Raw genomic sequence first — 17,347 nt, 5'->3', positions numbered from 1 at the left:
GGACGGTCCGCCGGGCGCCCCGCTATCAGGCGCGGCTCAGCAGGCTGACGGGTTCGACGTCGATCTTCTTGCCCCGCTTCGACACCATCCAGTCGCGATAATCGTAGATGGCACCGGGGAAGCCGACGAGCTTCCAGCCGACCATGTCGCGGTTGCCGCCATACATCGGGTCGGCCAGGTAGCCCTCGCGGACATTCTGCAACAGCATCGAGAAGAATTCGTTCGATTTCAGGGTTTCGAAGGCGATGGCCCCGGTTTCGATCCCTTTCATGAAGGCGATCTTCTGCTCTTCCGGCAGGTCGATGAACGGCTTGCCGAACTTGGCCTGTGCCGCGCGGTCCAGTTCGGCCAGGCCGGTGCGGTAAAGCTCCGCCGGGGTCGCGATGCTTTGCGGACCCTGTTGCGGCAGGCCCTCGACCACCGGGCCCAGCCTGTAATCCTTGGCCGCCGCGCCATAGGGGCCGGCCAACTGGTGGTCGAGAAAGGTGACGCAGCCGGCCTCGGTCGCGCCGATCCCGAGTTCGTCATGGGGGATCAGGACATCGAACACCGCGCCGACCAGCTTCGCCTCGGCCTGGGTCAGATAGACCAGCCGGCTGGAATCGACCACCGTCAGCGGCGGCGGCGGATCGGCCTTCCACAGGCCGCTGCCGCCGACGAATGTCTTGGAATAGGCCGGTTTGTAGATGGAGGCCAGCGTGGCGGTCGCCATCAGCACCAGCCCCCCTTTCATGACGTCGCGCCGTTTCATTCCGTTCTCCCACTCCTCTGTTTTCGCAACCGGCATCATGCGGTCGCAAAAAATCGTCTTGATGACTTTGTGTTTCCGATATTTCCGGCCGACAGAATCGGAGCCTGACCGGAAATGTGGTCTGGTGAGCGAGAGCGGCGGCCCGCCGGGCCGCGCCCGCGCGTCGGATCGCCACCAGAGCGCATTTACGCTCAGGCTCTCAGAGGCTGCTTACGACATTGCCTAGCCGATGGCCGTCCAGCGTCTCCGGTAGTGCGAAGCCGAGGCTGATGAAGGGTGGCTTCAGGGCATTGATGCCCGCATTGTTGCCCGGCAGGCGCTCGGTCTGTGCAATCGGGACCAGCATGTGCCGGTCGGCGGTGATGAACAGGGCATCGCCATCGACCAGTCGCGGGTCTTCGAACAGCGTCAATTGCTTGCGCTCGGGCGTCAGCACCGTGATGCGCCCGTGCTCGGCATCGGCGAAGTAGACATTGTCCAGCGTGTCGATGGCCGTGCCCATCATCGTCGGCATGTCCAGAACCGTTTCGATCTGCGCGGCCAGCTGGGCGTCGGTCAGGCTCATGTCCAGCAGCGCGCTGGTCGGCAGGCGGCGCAGCGGGCCGACGGGGGCCGAGAAATAGAACCATTTCCGGTCAGCGGTGATCTCCAGCATGTCCGAATGGACCAGCGGCCGCTTGCCGTTCCGGTCCGTGAAGATATGCCCGTCACGCGCGCGCATCGGCTTGGCATCGGTTGCCCGCAGCAGGGGATGTTCGGACAGCCGGCGCACTGTCTCGCCGCTGCCCATGTGATGGATGATGATCCCGCCCAGGCCGGAATCGGTCACGAACATCAGGTCGCCGGCAATGCGCAAATCGTTCATGGCCGAGCCCGGCGGCAGGATGTCGGCCCCCCAGCGCAGCACCTGCAGCACCTTGCCGCTTCGGGTGTCGAACTGCACCAGCTTCTGCCCGCCGGGCACCGTGCTGCCCGTCGTCGGGTCGACGCCCTGGTCCACCACCCACAGCGTATCGTCGCTGAAGATATGCAGGCCGTTGACCATCAGGAACGCGTTGGTCGGGTCGCCGCCCGGCTTCCACTGGTTCCAGCTTCCACCGGGGAACGGGTGCAGGCCGCCGTCGGGCGCCACGCGAAACACGCTGGGCGTGTCTTCCATCAGTTCCCAGCGCGGCGCGCCCAGAAACAGCGTGCCGTCCCGCGTCGCGGCCACGGCGTTGCACAGATAGCGGGGTGAGGAGGCGATGACGGTCGCGCGCAGATGCGGCGGCCGGAAAGCGGCCATGGCCTGCCGGAGGCCGGCGGCCTCGCACCCGGCCAGCGCCAGGCCGCCGGCCAGCCCCGTCAGCGCGGCGCGCCGCGAGAGCGGCCGGTTGAAAGCATCGACAAGATGAGACATGGGATATTCTCTTGTTCTTGTTATTGTTGTCGGAGATTTTCTGTTGTCGTTGGTCGCTGCCGGTCGCCGTCGCCCCCGCGACGCTGCCGGCCGGCTTCAGGCAGGCAGGGACAGGCGCCGGATCCTGCCCACCACGAAGAGATAGAGAAGGATCGCGACGACACAGTGCGCGGCGACGAAAAGCAGCGCCCCGTCATAGGATTTCGTCCACGCGACGATGTAGCCGATCACGATGGGCGTCACGATGCCGGCGATATTGCCGATGCCGTTGAAGATCCCGGCGGCCAGCCCCGGCGTTTCGCGGGGGGCGATGTCGGAGATGACGGCCCAGCCGATGGCGGCGACACCCTTGCCGAAGAAGGCGAAGGACATGATCGCCACGATCAGCCATGCGGAGTGGACGAAATTGCACAGGCAGATGGTCGAGGCGATGGCCATGCCGATCACATAGGGCGCCTTGCGCGCCAGCGTCTCCGACCGGCCGGCGCGCAGCAGCATGTCGGACAGGGCGCCGCCCACGATCGCGCCGGCCAGCCCGCACAGCGCCGGCACGCTGGCCGCCAGCCCGGTCTGGGCCATCGAAAGCCCGCGCGACTGGTGCAGGTAGAGCGGGAACCAGGTCAGGAAGAAATACAGGATCGCGGTAATGCAGTACTGGCCGCCATAGACGCCCAGCAGGGTCCGGTCGGTCAGCATGAAGCGGATCTGCCGCCCGGTGAGCGTGCGCTTGACCCGCCGGCTGCGGTCGTCGATGTCGACCAGCGCGCCGCCGGAGCGCATGAAGGCCAGCTCGGCGGCGTTGACGGCGGGATGGGTGGCCGGTGGCCGCATCCGCGCCAGCCAGAAGAGTGCGAGCCCCATGCCCGCGATGCCCATGGCGGCGAAGATATATTCCCAGCCGAATTGCTGGGTGACCCAGCCCATCACCGGGGCAAAGAACGCCACCGCGACATATTGCGCCGAATTGAAGATCGAGGTCGCCAGCCCGCGCTCCGAGGTCGGAAACCAGCTGGACACGATGCGGCTGTTGGCGGGGAAGGTCGGTGCCTCAACCAGCCCCAGCCCGGCCCACAGCACGAACAGCGCGGGAAAGGCGATAGCGTGCGGAATCCGGCCGATCCCGGCAATGGCCAGCGTGCAGAGCGACCAGGCGAACAGGCTGGCGCCATAGACGCGGATCGAGCCGAAGCGATCCAGCAGCCAGCCGCCCGGCACCTGGCTGAGCACATAGGCCCAGCCGAAGGCCGAGAAGACATAGCCCATGGCCACCGGCGTCAGGCCGAGGTCATGCGCGATGCTGGAGCCCGCGATGCCGAGCGTGGCGCGGTCGCCGTAATTGATCGCGGTGATCACGAACAGGAACGAAAGGACGGAATAGCGCACGATGGTGCGCCGCCCCGCCCTGCTTGCCTCGTTGGTCGCCGACGGATGCGTGACCGGGGGGCATGCCATTGGCCCTCTTGTTGTCGTCACCCTGTATTCTCCCTCAGTGCGCTGGCCGGGGGGCTGCGGAACCGGGGTTCAGGGGCCGCCGCACCGCGACATCACGCGATCCTGCGGCATAGGGAGCGCGTGGCGACGGGCCGCGTCAAAGCCAAACTTCGCATGGATCGATACAGGGCGCGCATCGTTGGCGCCGGATCGGCCGCACGACGGCTCCGCCGGTCAGGGGATGGACGGGGTGGACGGGCGACCCGTTTCGGCGATCTTTGCGGCGACAGCCATGACATTTTCAAGGACCAGGCTTGCGTCGTCCGCACGATGGGCCATGAAAAGCTCGACCGCGATCTCCTCGCCGAAGGCCAGGGGGCGACAGATGACATTTCCGATACCGAGCCGCGACGCCGATTCGGGGATCAGCGCCATGCCCACGCCGGTCTTCACCATCGAGAGTACGGCGTGGATCTGCGTCAGGTGATGCACCAGTCGGGGCCGAATGTTCGCGCTGACCAGCAGCCGGTGCACGATGTCATGAAAATAGCCGCTGCCCAGGATGGAGTACATGATCAGCTCCTGCCCCTCCAGGTCCGCCGGGGTCAGCGCGTCGCGCGCCGCCAGCGGGTGGTCGGCGGGCAGGGCGGCGACCATGCGTTCGGCCAGCACGCGGCGCGACCGGATCCCGGCGGCCTCGAAGGGCGGGCGCATGAAGGCGAGGTCGATGCGGTGCGAGGCCAGGGCCGCGAGCTGGTCGCGGGTGATCATCTCCTCCAGCATCAGTTCCACGTCGGGGTAGTCCGCGCGCAGGGCGGAAATCAGCCGGGGCAGGAAATCGTAGCTGTTCGAGGGGGTAAAGCCGATCGCGATCTGCCCCAGCGCGCCGCGCCCGGCCCGGCGGGCGGCCTGCACCGCGTCCTCGGTGCTGCGCAGCAGGCGCCGCGCCTCGGGCAGGAACACGGTGCCCGCCTGGGTCAGCCGCACGCTGCGGCTGGTGCGCTCCAGCAGTTCCACCCCCAGCTCGTGCTCCAGAAGCTGGACCTGCCGACTCAGCGGCGGCTGCGTCATGTTCAGCCGTGCCGCCGCCCGCCCGAAATGACATTCCTCGGCGACCGCGACGAAGCACCGGACCTGGGTGAGCTGAAGCATCGATACCAATCCTGTCTCAATCCATGCCGTATCTAATCTGGACACCGCAGATCTGTCGCGCCCTAACTTGCGCCCCAACGCACCCGTCATCCCGCCACGGCCGATGGCCGCGACCGGGCAAGGAGAAGACCGCATGACAGAAGACGCCGGAGCCCGGACGCCCGACCTGGCCACGGGCACCACCGAGAGGCGCACGCTGCGCAGCGAGCGGTGGTTCGGGCCGGCCGATCTGCGCAGCTTCGGGCACCGTTCGCGCGCGATGCAGATGGGGTACGATCCGCAGGACTGGGAGGGAAAGCCGGTTATCGCGATCCTCAATACCTGGTCGGACATCAACCCCTGCCACATGCATTTCAAGCAGCGGGTCGAGGACGTGAAGCGCGGCGTGCTGGAAGCCGGCGGCTTTCCGCTGGAGCTGCCGGCGATCTCGCTGTCCGAGAATTTCATGAAGCCGACCACCATGCTCTATCGCAACATGCTGGCGATGGAGGCGGAGGAATTGCTGCGCTCCTACCCCGTGGACGGCGCGGTGCTGATGGGCGGCTGCGACAAGACCACGCCCGGCCTGCTGCTGGGCGCGACCAGCATGGACATCCCCGCGATCTACGTGCCCGCCGGGCCGATGCTGAGCGGCAACTGGCAGGGCAAGACGCTGGGCTCGGGCGCGGATTCCTGGAAATACTGGGACGAATTGCGGGCCGGCAAGATCACACAGGCGGACTGGCAGGGGGTCGAGGCCGGGATCGCCCGCAGCGCGGGCACCTGCATGACGATGGGCACGGCCAGCACCATGACCGCCATCGCCGAGGCAATCGGCCTGTCGCTGCCGGGGGCCAGCTCGATCCCGGCGGTCGATTCCAACCATATCCGCATGGCCAAGAGTTCGGGGCGGCGGATCGTCGACATGGTCCGCGAGGATCTGAAACCGTCGAGGATCCAGACCCATGCCGCCTTCCTCAACGCCATTGCGGTGGCGATGGCGATGGGCTGCTCGACCAATGCCATCATCCACGTCATCGCCATGGCGCGCCGCGCCGGGGTGCCGATCGGGCTCGACGATTTCGACCGCGCCAGCCGCGAGGTGCCGGTGATCGCGAATGTCCGGCCCACCGGCACGACCTATCTGATGGAGGATTTCTATTACGCCGGCGGCATCGCGGCGCTGATGAACCGGATTTCGTCCTTTCTCGACCTCACCTGCCTGACCGTGACCGGCCGCAGCGTGGGCGAGAACATCAGGGACGCGCAGGTATGGAACGACGACGTCATCCGGCCGCTCGACAGGCCGATGTTCACCGGCCGGGCGGGCGGGGCGCTTACCGTCCTGCGCGGCAACCTGGCCCCCGATGGCTGCGTGATGAAACCGGCCTGCTGCGACCCGAAATTTCACAAGCATAGCGGCCCGGCGCTGGTCTTCGACGATTACCCGAGCATGAAGAAGGCAATCGAGGACGAGACGCTGGACGTCACCCCCGACCATGTCCTGGTGCTGCGCAATGCCGGCCCGCTGGGCGGCCCGGGCATGCCGGAATGGGGCATGCTGCCGATGCCCAAGCGCCTGATCAAGGAAGGGCATCGCGACATGCTCCGCCTGTCGGATGCGCGGATGAGCGGCACCAGCTACGGCGCCTGCGTGCTGCATGTGGCGCCCGAAAGCTATGTCGGCGGCCCGCTTGCCCTGCTGAAAACCGGCGATATCGTCTCGATCGATGTCGAGGCCCGGTCGATCTCGATGGAAGTGCCGGAGGACGAGCTGGCCCGCCGCCGCGCGGCCTGGACCCCGCCGCCGCCGCGCTACGGGCGCGGCTATGGCTGGATGGCCGCGCATCACATGCGCCAGGCCAACGAAGGGTGCGATTTCGATTTCCTCCAGACCGATTTCGGCGCCCCGGTGCCCGAGCCGGTCATCTACTAGCGCCGCCCCGACAGGTCAGGACAGACATCATGAACAGGAACCCGATCCGGCGCATCTGGGCAGAGGGCGGGGCGGCGATCAACGGCTGGCTGTCGATCGCCAACCCGTTCTCGGCCGAGATCATGGCCGCCGCCGGCTACGATTCGGTGACCATCGACACCCAGCACGGCGCCATCGGCTACGAAGGCATGCTCGGCATGCTCCAGGCGATGCGGGCGTCGGGCGTGGCGCCGATGGTGCGTTCGACCTGGCTCGACCCTGCCTCGATCATGAAGGCGCTGGATGCCGGCGCCTGGGGTGTGATCTGCCCGATGGTCAACAGCCGCGCCGATGCCGAAAGGCTGGTCTCCTACGTGCGCTATCCGCCCCGTGGCTGCCGCAGCTTCGGGCCGACGCGGGCCAATTTCGCGCTGGGCAGCGATTACGGCGCCGTCGCCGATGACGAGGTCCTGTGCTTCGCGATGATCGAGACGGCGGAAGCGATGGCCAATCTGGACGAGATCGTCCGCACGCCGGGGCTGGACGGTGTCTATGTCGGCCCCGCCGACCTGACGCTGGGCCTGACCGGGCGGCGCTATCGCACCGGCTTCGACCGCGAGGAGCCCGAGATGCTGGATGCCATCCGGCGCATCATCGCCGCCGCCCGCGCGGCCGGCATCCGCATGGGGCTGCATAACGGCTCGGCCGCCTATGCGGCCCGTGCGATCGGCTGGGGGTGCGACCTGGTCACGGTCTCCAACGATGTCCGCCTGCTTGCGCAGGCGGCGCAGGATTCGGTGGCCGAGGTCCGGCGGCTTGCCCGCACCGGCGACGTGGTGGCGGGCGCCACGGGCGCGTCCTCCTACTGACCCGGTCACCCCCGCCCCAACCATGCAGTCCAGGAACACAGAGATGAGCACGCACACCATTCCCCACGTCATCGGCGGCCGCCATACCGAAGGCCACGGCGCGCGCCGGTCCGATGTCTTCAATCCCGCGACCGGCCAGGTCGCGCGCCAGGTCGCCCTGGGCGACGTCCAGGACCTGGAGGCCGCGATTGCCGCCGCCCAAAAGGCTTTTCCGGCCTGGGCCGAAACCCCGCCGCTGACCCGCGCCCGTATCCTGTTCCGCGCCCGCGACCTGATCGAAGCCCGCAGCAACGACCTGGCGGCCATCATCACCGCCGAGCACGGCAAGGTGCTGTCGGACGCGAAAGGCGAGATCACGCGCGGGCTGGAGGTCGTGGAATTCGCCACCGCCGCGCCCGAGATCCTGAAGGGCGAATATACCGAGCAGGTCAGCCGCGGCATCGATGCCTGGACCATGCGCCAGCCGCTGGGAATCGCCGCCGGCATCACGCCGTTCAATTTCCCGGTGATGGTGCCGCTGTGGATGGCGCCGATGGCGATCGCCACCGGCAATTGCTTCATCCTGAAGCCGTCGGAGCGCGATCCGTCGGCGGCCGTCCTGCTGGCCGACATCTTCAAGGAGGCCGGGCTGCCCGACGGCGTGTTCCAGGTCGTCCATGGCGACAAGGACATGGTCAACGCCATCCTCGAACACCCGGCCATCGCCGCCGTCAGCTTCGTCGGCTCCACGCCCATCGCGAAGCACGTCTATGCGACCGGGACGGCGGCCGGCAAGCGGGTCCAGGCGCTGGGCGGGGCGAAGAACCATGCTGTTGTCATGCCGGATTGCGACCTGGAGAAGACCGTGGACGCGCTGATCGGCGCAGCCTATGGCTCGGCCGGCGAGCGGTGCATGGCGATCTCGGTCGCGGTGGCCGTCGGCCCGATTGCCGACCCGCTGGTGGCGATGATCGCCGAGCGGGCGCGGACCTTGCGCGTCGGCCCCGGCACCGACGAGGCCAGCGAGATGGGCCCGGTCGTGACCGCCCAGCATCGCGCGAAGATCCGCGCGCTGGTCGATTCCGGCGTCGAGCAGGGCGCGACGCTGGTGGTCGACGGGCGTGACCTGGCGGTGAAGGATCACGAAGGCGGCTTCTTCATCGGCGGCACGCTGTTCGACCATGTGACGACGGAGATGGAGATCTATCGCGAGGAGATCTTCGGCCCGGTCCTGTGCGTGATGCGCGCGCCTGATTTCGAAACCGCGCTGAAGCTGGTCAACGGCAGCCCCTATGGCAACGGCACGGCCATCTTCACCCGCGACGGCGACAGCGCCCGCGCCTTCACCCACGGCGTCACGGCGGGGATGATCGGCATCAACGTGCCGATCCCGGTGCCGATGGCTTTCCATTCCTTCGGCGGCTGGAAGGATTCGCTGTTCGGCGACCACCATATGCACGGGCCGGAGGGGGTGCGCTTCTTCACGCGCATGAAGGCGGTGACCCAGCGCTGGCCCACGGGCATCCGCAGCGGCGCGGAATTCGCCATGCCCACGCACGGGTAAGGGAGAACCGGCCCCGCGCGGTCGTGGAAACAGGGGCGGGAATCCTCCCGCCCCAAAAGGAAATCATCCGCATGGCATGACGACGAAACGCCTTCATCAAGAAATCTGAAAAAATAATAAGAACAAGAGGTTTCTTCATGTTCAGCCGTGCTGATACGGTCGGGCACACCCTGCGCGCGCGGCGGGCGACATGGTCGTTTCCCGCGTTCGTCCTTCTCGTGGCGGCCATGACGATGCCGGCCGTGCGATCATGGGCCCAGTCGACGAATACCGGCCCCGGTGCCCTGCCGGAAATCCTCAATGCCATTCCGCCGGAATCCGATTATCCGCCGCCGCCGCCCGTCACCCATCTCTTCCAGGGCGAGGCGGCGCGCTGGCGCGCATCCCTGGCCGACAAGGGGATCAACCTGCTGATCGACGACTGGTCCGAATTCGCCGGCAATCTTTCGGGCGGCACCCGCAAGGCGCAGGATTTCGCGGGCCAGGTCGCGGTCGAAATCGACCTGGACTGGGACAGGATCCTGCATATTCCCGATTTCACCACCACCATCACCGCCGTCCAGCGCCATGGGCGGCGCCTGTCGACCGATGCGTTGCAGGACGGCATCGTCAACCCCGAGCAGATCTATGGCGGCGGCGGCAATGTCGTGATCCATCTGGTCTATTTCTACGCCCAGAAGAAATGGATGCACGGACGGGTGATCCTGACCATGGGCCGCTACGCGCCCGGGCCGGATTTCGATTCCAGCCCGCTGCAATGCCTGGTCATGGGCCAGGCGACATGCAGCCAGCCCCGCGCGACGACCCTGACCGACGGCTATTCCTCCTGGCCCGGCACCGTGTGGTCCGCGATGCTGCGCGTGCGCCCCACCACGCCGACCTACATCACCTTCGGCGCCTATGCGACCAGCCCGATCAAGGGCGGCACCGCCGGCACCGACTGGGGCGGCGACCACCTGACGGGCGTGACCCTGGCGTTCGGCGGCGGTTACGAGCCGGTCTTCGGCCCGCACCACCTCAACGGCCATTACAAGGCGGGCATGTTGTGGGATTCCTCGCCCCACGCCTACAACGTGCCGGCGGCCGACGGCGCAACGCGCTGGCGGCACGGGCAGATGATCAGCTATATCGCGTTCGACCAGATGGTGCTGCGCAACGGCCATTATTCCGACAGCGGCGTCATTGTCCAGGGCGGCTACACCCATGTCACCTCCGCCATCTCCGTGGTGTCGGACCAGGCCTATGTCGGGCTGCTGGATGTCGGGCAGTTTCCCGGCCGGCCGCGCGACGCGCTGGGGCTGACCTGGTCCACCCTGCGCTACGGCCCCAACGTCAAGTCGATCTGGCAGCCGACCGCGACCACATACACGCCCGATCCGCTGGCGCCGGACCTGCCGCTGCTGGCCAGCCACGAGGCGATCTTCGACGCCACCTACAATTTCCATCTTCGCAACGGCATCGATATCGCGCCGGATTTTCAGTATTTCTGGCGACCGGGCGGTTCGGGCCGCGTTGCCAATGCAACGATCCTCGGCGTCAATTTCCACGCCATCCTGTGACGTTCAAGAGAAAAACAATGTTGCTGAAACCGCATGCCCCGCCGTCATCCTTCGTGGCGCTCCATCCGCGCTTCGTGCCCTGCCGCCTGCTGTGGCCGGCGCTGGCGGCGTGCGGCGGGGCGATGGTCTATTCTTCGTTCGTCGATCCGGTGATTCCGGATTTCGCGCGCCTCTCGACAATCGGTCTCGACGCGCTGGCGCTGCTGGTCGCGGTGCTGGTCATGCCCCGGCATTTCATCGTCGGCTTCCTGGGCTCGATGCTGCCCTTCGTGATCGCCTGGCGGGTGGCGGCCATCCATGGCTCGGTGCCGGGCATGGCGACGTCCACCATCGCGTTCCTGGTCTATCTGGCGCTGTACGCCGATTGCGCGGTCCGGGACTGGGCGGCCTGTCGCGGGTCCGGGTCGGGCAGCCTCATGCAGTGGCAGGTCGCGACGATCCGCATCTATTTCGGCTTCGACATGGTGGGGCATTTCGCGGAAAAACTGTTTGCGGGATCGCATTCCTTCCATCACATGGCCCAGCTCTTCGTCGGCTTCGGCCTGCCGTCGGGGGGGCTGGCCGTGATCGCCGCCGGATTGTGCGAACTGTCGATTGCAATCGGCGTGGGGATGGGGGTGCTGACCCGCGCGGCCGGCCTGGGCGGGGCGATCTATTACCTGATCGCCAATCAATATGGCCGTCATTTCGGCGACGGTTTCACCTGGAACAACGCGCCGGTCGGCGGCTGGGAATACCCCATGCTCATGATCGTGCTGTTCGCGAGCTTTTCGCTGGCCGGTGCCGGAAAAGTCTCGATCGACGCCTGGCTGCTCGCCCGTGGCTGGATGCCGCGTATCCTGCGGCCGCTCTGCGTGCCCGCCACGCCCGAGGGCGCGGACCCCGATTCGTGAAAACAGGAGGTGGGATCTCATCACATGGATGAGAGGATTTGTGGTTTCTTCTCCTGATGGTTTGATATCTTGCGGAAGTATAGTAAATACCATCAAGTAAACCATGTAAAAGTCTTTTGACTGACAGACGTTTTCATTTTCGGCGCCTGTGTGCTCGCGCTGCGATCGAAACGTCATCAGGGTTCACGAATAACAATCAGAATAAGGTAACCCGTGACATGAAGCGGATGTTTACAGTTCTCGCCGCCCTGGCGTCCTTCAGCACCCCGGCGCTGGCGCAATCGTCGTCGACGGCCCCGCAGCTCAACATCACCACCGAGGCGGCGCTGAACATGGCGCATTACGCGGTCGGCCTGGCCGAAAGCCGGCATCTCAAGCTTTGCATCGCCGTCGAGGATACCGACGGAAATCTCGTCGCCTTCATCCGGATGCAGGGTGCGTATTCGGGCTGCGTCGATGCCTCGATCGCCAAGGCGAAATCGGCGGCGCGGTTCGCACGGAACACGATCGAATTCTTCGATGCCGCGCGGGCGCAGAACCTGCCCATCGGCTTCGTCCCCGGCATCCTGCCGTCGGCGGGCGGTGCGGTCTTCAAGCAGGGCGATGTGGTCGTCGGCAGCATCGGCACCAGCGGCGACACCAACGAGAACGAGCAGGCGCTCGTCATCGACGCCGCCAAGCATTTTCACTGACACAACCGCGTTCCCATCATTCCCGCATCCGGAGTGGACATGAAAATCAGACATCTCGGCCCCCTGGCCGTTCTGGCGCTGTTCCCCGCCTTCGCGGCGGCCCATGCCGATGAAGGCAAATTGCTGACACGTGCGATTCTCAGCAGCGAGGGCGCGAAAAGCCTGCTGAACGCCGCCGAGGCCTCGGCCAGGCAGCGCGGCATGCGGGTCAGCATCGCCGTCGTCGATGGATCGGGCCGCCTTCTGGCCTTTACCCGCATGGACGATTCCCAGACGGGAACGGACGACACCGCGATCAAGAAGGCGCGGACGGCAGCCCTCTATTCCTCGCCGGGCAAGGAATTCGCCCAGCGCATCAAGCAGAACCAGGCCTTCCTGATGACGCTGCCCGGTATTGCGGCGGTGCCGGGTTCCCACCCGGTCATGAACGGCAAATACGTCATCGGCGCGGTCGGGGTCAGCGGCGCGACCGACGATCTGGACGATGCCGTCGCGACCGACGCGGCGACCAACTTCCACGCGTAAGACGCTATTTGCAAAGTCGCTCTGCCGGCGTGTCCTCCGCGCGTTTCCTGTGCTTCGCGGCACTCGCGCTCGGCAGGCCGACTTTTCAAACAGCGTCCAGGGCGCCTCCCCATCGGCATGGCGTGATGTGATAGACTCTCCGCTGATTGGCGGGGAGGGACATCATGCGGGGCGATGAGGGGCGGATCGCGCTGGATCTGACGGATGATGCGGCATTCGCCCGCATGCCGGGCGACGGCGCGACGCTGGTGCTTCGCATGGCCGGCACCGATGGCGGCGGCGGGCAGTGGCTGGACCAGCTTGTGCTGCCGGCGCCGTCGCCCTTCGCCCATGGCGGGGGCTGCGCCTGCTGCACGCCCGACGGCGCGATCGCCGCCATGCTGGCCGACCTGTTTCGCGCCCGCGTCACCGGCCGGCGCCCATGGTTCGCCCGGGTTCTGGTGGTGGTGCCCGCTGCCCTGCGCGCGGGCACGCGGCAGGCGCTGGAGGCCAATCGCGTGGTCGCCGCGCGCTATCGCCCCGCCTGGCTGCCCGTGGCGGACACACCCGCGCATTAACCGTCCATTCGTCTTCGCGCTCTAGGCTCCCCCTACCGGGACCAGCGAAGGACGATCCGTGGCGCAGCCAGAGCAGGGGCCAGATCAGGGGACGGATGCGCGGCTCACGCCGACGATGATCCGCCTGTACGCGGCGGTCGCCGCGGCGCGGTATCATGGGCTGTCGATGGATGTGCGCGATTTCGTCGCCGAACCGGGCGAGGCCGCGCCCTCGCCGGCGGCGCTGGCGCGGTGGCTGAACGACCAGGGGGCGGTGGCGCGCGGCATGCGCCTGCGCTGGCGCGACCTGGTGCGGCTGCGCAACGTGCCGCCGCTGGTGCTGATGTTTCGCGACGGCTCGGCGGGGCTGATGGTGGCGGGCGACCCCGATCGCGGCGTGGTATGGCTGCGCGACCCGCTGGGCGACGAAGGCACGCCCCCCGTGCCGCTGGACGAATTGCGCCTGGCGCGGGTCTGGACGGGCGACGTGCTGCTGGTCAAGCGCCGCCGCGACCAGGGCGAGGCCGATGCGCCGGTCAACGCCGCCTGGCTGGGCCGCATGGTCCTGCGCGAGAAGGGGCTGCTGCGCGATATCCTGCTGGCCTCGATGGTGCTGAGCGTGCTGGCGATCTTCCCGCCGCTGATCGTCATGCAGGTGATCGACAAGGTGGTGAACTACCGCTCGTTCGCCACCCTGGTCTCGGTCTCGGCCATCCTGGGCGTCATGAGCTTCTACGAGGTGCTGCTGACCTATGCGCGGCGCGAGCTGGCGCTGGTAGTGACGACGCGGCTGGATACCAGGATCTCGCTGCTGGTGTTCGACCGGCTGCTGTCCCTGCCGCTGGAATTCTTCGAGCGCGAGCAGGCCGGGCAGGTGATCGGCCGCGTATCGGCCATCTACAAGGTGCGCGACTTCATGACCGGCAAGCTGATGAACACGGTGCTGGACCTGTTCACGCTGGTCGTCGTGCTGCCGTTCCTGTTCTATTTCAGTATGCCCCTGGCCTGGATGACCGTTGCCGCCGCCGGCGGGATCGGCCTGGTGGTGTTCGGCTTCGTGCGGCCGGTCGGGTATCTGATCGGCCGCAAGGTGGCCGCCGACATGGCGCGCGGCGCCGTGCTGCACGAAACGGTGGCCGGCATCCGCACCGTCAAGACGCTGGCGCTGGAACAGACGCGGCGGCAGGTCTGGGACGAACGCTCGGCCGAGGCCGCCCTGTGGGGGCTGGCGGCGGGGCGGATGGGCAACATGGCCGCGACCGTGGCCCAGCCGTTCGAACTGTTCATCAATCGCGGCGTGCTGCTGGTGGGCGCGTGGCTGATCCTGACCCATCGCGGCGACATGGGCGGCGGGGCGCTGATGGCGTTCATGATGCTGGGCGGCCGCGTGGCCTCGCCACTGGTCGGGCTGGCGCGGCTGCTGGACGACCTGAACGAGGTCCGCACCGCGCTGGGCGAGGCCGGGCACGTGCTCAACCGGCCGACCGAGCGCCTGGCCTTGACGACCGGCCTGCGTCCCGCCATCCGGGGCGCCCTGTCGTTCCGCGATGTCTGCTTCGCCTATCCCGGCGCCACCACGCGCGCCCTGTCGGGCGTCAGCTTCGACGTCCCGGCCGGCAGCACGCTGGGGCTGGTGGGGCGCAGCGGCTCGGGCAAGTCGACCGTCACCCGCCTGCTCCAGGGCGTCAGCCGGTCCTATACCGGCTACCTGCGGCTGGACGGGGTGGACCTGCGCGAGATCAACCTGACGCATCTGCGCCGGTCGCTGGGCGTGGTGTTGCAGGACAATTTCCTGTTCCGCGGCACGGTGCGCGACAACATCACCGCCGGCCGGCCGGGCCTGACGCTGGACGACGTGATCCGCGCCGCCCGTCTGGCGGGCGCCGAGGAATTCATCGAGCGCATGCCGGCGGGTTACGAAACCTGGATCGAGGAAGGCTCGACCAACATCTCCGGCGGCCAGCGCCAGCGCCTGGCCATCGCCCGCGCCCTGATCTGCGACCCCAAGCTGCTGATCCTGGACGAGGCGACCTCGGCCCTGGACCCGGAGAGCGAGGCGGTGGTCAACGCCAACCTGCAACGCATCGCGCGTGGGCGCACCATGGTCATCGTCTCGCACCGCCTGTCCTCGCTGGTCGATTGCGACCAGATCTGCGTCATGGACCAGGGGCTGGTGGTCGATATCGCCCCCCACGCCGTCCTGCTGGAACGCTGCGCCATCTACCGCGCGCTGTGGCTGCAACAGAACCGGCACGAGGCGAGCCGCGCCCACGCCCATCCGGCGGCGATGCTGGCCGAGGGGGACGCGCCATGACCGCCACCCCCCTGGTGCCGCCCGAAACCGATGCGGTCGAGGCCTATATCCTGCCCGAGACCGCCGAGCGCGACATGCCCCGCGCCCTGCTGGAATTCCATTCGCCCAGCCTGGCGCTGATCGACCTGCCGCCCACCGCCTCGGCGCTTTATCTGTCGTGGATCATCTCCGCGCTCGCGATCATGGGCGTGGTCGTGATGTCGGTCTTCCCGCTCGACCAGGTGGTGACGTCGCAGGGGCGGATGGTCTCGACCGAGGCGACGCTGGTGGTCCAGCCGCTGGAAACCGCGATCATCCGCTCCATCGACGTGCATGAGGGCGATTTCGTCCATAAGGGCCAGGTCCTGGCCCGGCTGGACCCGACCGTGACCGGCGCGGATGTCGAGGATATGGGCCAGCAGGCCGGCGCCTATGCCGCCCAGGTGGCGCGCCTGACGGCGGAGGCCGAGGGCCGGGAGTACGCGCCCGACCCCGCCGACCCGGCCACGATGCAGGAAGCCGCCGCCTTCGCCCGCCGCCGGGCCGAGCTGACCGCCCGGGTCGAGAATTACGACAAGCAGATCGCCGGCGCGCGCAGCGACATGCAGGGCAATCTGGCCGATGCCGCCATGTATGGCGCCCGCGCCCGCGTGGCGGCCAACGTGCATGCCATGCGCCTGCGCCTGCAACGCGACCAGGTGGGCAGCCGCCTGTCCACGCTGGCGGCGCAGAACGACCTGATGGAGGTCGAGCGCGCCCAGATCGCCGCCCACCAGGCCGCCGACAGTGCCCGCGCGAAGCTGGAGGCCGTGACGGCCGAACGCGACGGCTTCGTGCAGAACTGGAAGGCAAGGGTCTACGAGGACCTGGCGACCGCCCAGCATCACCTGGCCGACGCGCGCGACGAATCCCGCAAGGCCGGGCTGCGGCACAGCATGATGGTGATGCGCGCCGACCGCGACGCGGTGGTGCTGAGCATCGCCGCCCTGTCCGTGGGCTCGGTCATGCAGTCGGGCACGCAACTGATGACGCTGGTGCCGGTCGATAGCGGGCTGGAGGTCGAGGCCGCGATCCGGGGCTCCGATGTCGGCTTCATCCGGGCCGGCGACCATGTGCTGCTGAAATTCGCGACCTTCCCCTATACCCAATATGGCGGGGCCGAAGGGGTCGTGCGCGTCATCAGCGCCGATTCCTTCGCCCCCGGCGAGAACGGGCGCGGCACCCCGGGCGCGTCCGCCCCCGCCCAGCCGGCCGATACGGGCGGGATGGAGGCCTATTACCGCGCGCGGGTGCGGGTCGACCGCTACACGCTGCACGGCGTGCCGCCCTTTTTCCACCCCCAGCCCGGCATGCCGGTCGAAGCCGACATCCATGTCGGCCGCCGCACCATCATGCAATATCTGCTGAACCATCTGGTGCCGATAATAACCAATGGCATGCGCGAACCCTAGTTTTGGCCCGCAAACGCGCGCTGGTGGCGATCCGACGCGCGTTTCCTGTGCTCCGGTGCTCACGGCCCATAAGGCCGCTCCGCTCCGGTGCTCGGAAACGCACGACGGGCGCGGCCCTGTGGGCCGCTCTCGCTCACCAGCCCACGTTTGCGGGCCAAAACTCTGCGGCCTGACCCGATCCGGGGCGCGGTTCGTAATTGCGGTGTTTACGGCCGATGGGGCTGTGCTGCGCCGCTGCCTGGCAGCGCGCGGTTGGCATATGGATTTTGGAAATTCTTTTTATCTAAATCATTTTTCTTTATTGAAGCTGCACGACTCATGCCGGATCGTCTTGACGTCTAACCGTGGCTTTCCGTCCG

14 protein-coding genes are annotated in these 17,347 nt (G+C 67.4%); 10 read left to right on the top strand and 4 right to left on the bottom strand.

Going from position 1 to position 17,347, the window contains the following annotated elements; all coding sequences use genetic code 11:
• Positions 1-25: 25 nt before the first annotated feature.
• From HLH27_RS02855 to HLH27_RS02840, 4 genes are all read right to left on the bottom strand, one after another.
• On the bottom strand, positions 26-751 hold the full coding sequence (locus HLH27_RS02855; RefSeq protein WP_182947627.1) for a gluconate 2-dehydrogenase subunit 3 family protein: 726 nt from the start codon (positions 749-751) through the stop codon (positions 26-28).
• A gap of 199 nt (positions 752-950) precedes the next feature.
• Positions 951-2,150 (bottom strand): SMP-30/gluconolactonase/LRE family protein, encoded by a 1,200-nt coding sequence (locus HLH27_RS02850; RefSeq protein ID WP_182947625.1) that lies wholly within the window; start codon positions 2,148-2,150, stop codon positions 951-953.
• Between the two features lie 96 nt (positions 2,151-2,246).
• Positions 2,247-3,602: an MFS transporter gene (locus HLH27_RS02845; protein ID WP_182947623.1), complete on the bottom strand. Its 1,356-nt coding sequence runs from the start codon at positions 3,600-3,602 to the stop codon at positions 2,247-2,249.
• 213 nt (positions 3,603-3,815) lie between these two features.
• Positions 3,816-4,733, bottom strand: a complete 918-nt coding sequence (locus tag HLH27_RS02840) for a LysR family transcriptional regulator (protein ID WP_182947621.1) — start codon at positions 4,731-4,733, stop codon at positions 3,816-3,818.
• 133 nt (positions 4,734-4,866) lie between these two features.
• On the opposite strand from HLH27_RS02840, the gene araD reads away from it, so the two are divergent.
• The 10 genes from araD (at position 4,867) to HLH27_RS02790 (ending at position 16,988) form a co-directional block, all read left to right on the top strand.
• A complete protein-coding gene (gene araD / locus HLH27_RS02835; protein ID WP_182947619.1) occupies positions 4,867-6,648 on the top strand; it encodes an L-arabinonate dehydratase in 1,782 nt (593 codons plus the stop codon).
• A 29-nt stretch (positions 6,649-6,677) separates the two neighbouring features.
• Complete coding sequence (locus HLH27_RS02830) at positions 6,678-7,496, top strand: HpcH/HpaI aldolase family protein (protein ID WP_182947617.1); 819 nt, start codon at positions 6,678-6,680, stop codon at positions 7,494-7,496.
• Between the two features lie 43 nt (positions 7,497-7,539).
• A complete protein-coding gene (locus HLH27_RS02825; protein ID WP_182947616.1) occupies positions 7,540-9,039 on the top strand; it encodes a CoA-acylating methylmalonate-semialdehyde dehydrogenase in 1,500 nt (499 codons plus the stop codon).
• A 137-nt stretch (positions 9,040-9,176) separates the two neighbouring features.
• A complete protein-coding gene (locus HLH27_RS02820) occupies positions 9,177-10,598 on the top strand; it encodes a carbohydrate porin (RefSeq protein WP_182947614.1) in 1,422 nt (473 codons plus the stop codon).
• A 17-nt stretch (positions 10,599-10,615) separates the two neighbouring features.
• A complete protein-coding gene (locus HLH27_RS02815) occupies positions 10,616-11,491 on the top strand; it encodes a DoxX family protein (protein WP_182947612.1) in 876 nt (291 codons plus the stop codon).
• 218 nt (positions 11,492-11,709) lie between these two features.
• A complete protein-coding gene (locus tag HLH27_RS02810; RefSeq protein WP_182947611.1) occupies positions 11,710-12,183 on the top strand; it encodes a GlcG/HbpS family heme-binding protein in 474 nt (157 codons plus the stop codon).
• Positions 12,184-12,222: 39 nt separating this feature from the next.
• Positions 12,223-12,708 (top strand): GlcG/HbpS family heme-binding protein, encoded by a 486-nt coding sequence (locus HLH27_RS02805; protein WP_182947609.1) that lies wholly within the window; start codon positions 12,223-12,225, stop codon positions 12,706-12,708.
• A 164-nt stretch (positions 12,709-12,872) separates the two neighbouring features.
• On the top strand, positions 12,873-13,265 hold the full coding sequence (locus HLH27_RS02800; protein ID WP_182947607.1) for a hypothetical protein: 393 nt from the start codon (positions 12,873-12,875) through the stop codon (positions 13,263-13,265).
• 115 nt (positions 13,266-13,380) lie between these two features.
• Complete coding sequence (locus HLH27_RS02795) at positions 13,381-15,558, top strand: peptidase domain-containing ABC transporter (RefSeq protein WP_182948104.1); 2,178 nt, start codon at positions 13,381-13,383, stop codon at positions 15,556-15,558.
• Positions 15,555-16,988 (top strand): HlyD family type I secretion periplasmic adaptor subunit, encoded by a 1,434-nt coding sequence (locus HLH27_RS02790; RefSeq protein WP_182947605.1) that lies wholly within the window; start codon positions 15,555-15,557, stop codon positions 16,986-16,988. The genes HLH27_RS02795 and HLH27_RS02790 overlap by 4 nt, the downstream gene beginning before the upstream one ends.
• The last annotated feature ends 359 nt before the right edge of the window (positions 16,989-17,347 follow it).

Source organism: Gluconacetobacter takamatsuzukensis (genome assembly GCF_014174275.1).
GTDB classification, from domain to species: Bacteria; Pseudomonadota; Alphaproteobacteria; order Acetobacterales; family Acetobacteraceae; genus Gluconacetobacter; species Gluconacetobacter takamatsuzukensis.
The sequence above is the reverse complement of the archived record's forward strand: the minus strand, read 5'-3'. Positions and strand labels throughout refer to the sequence as shown.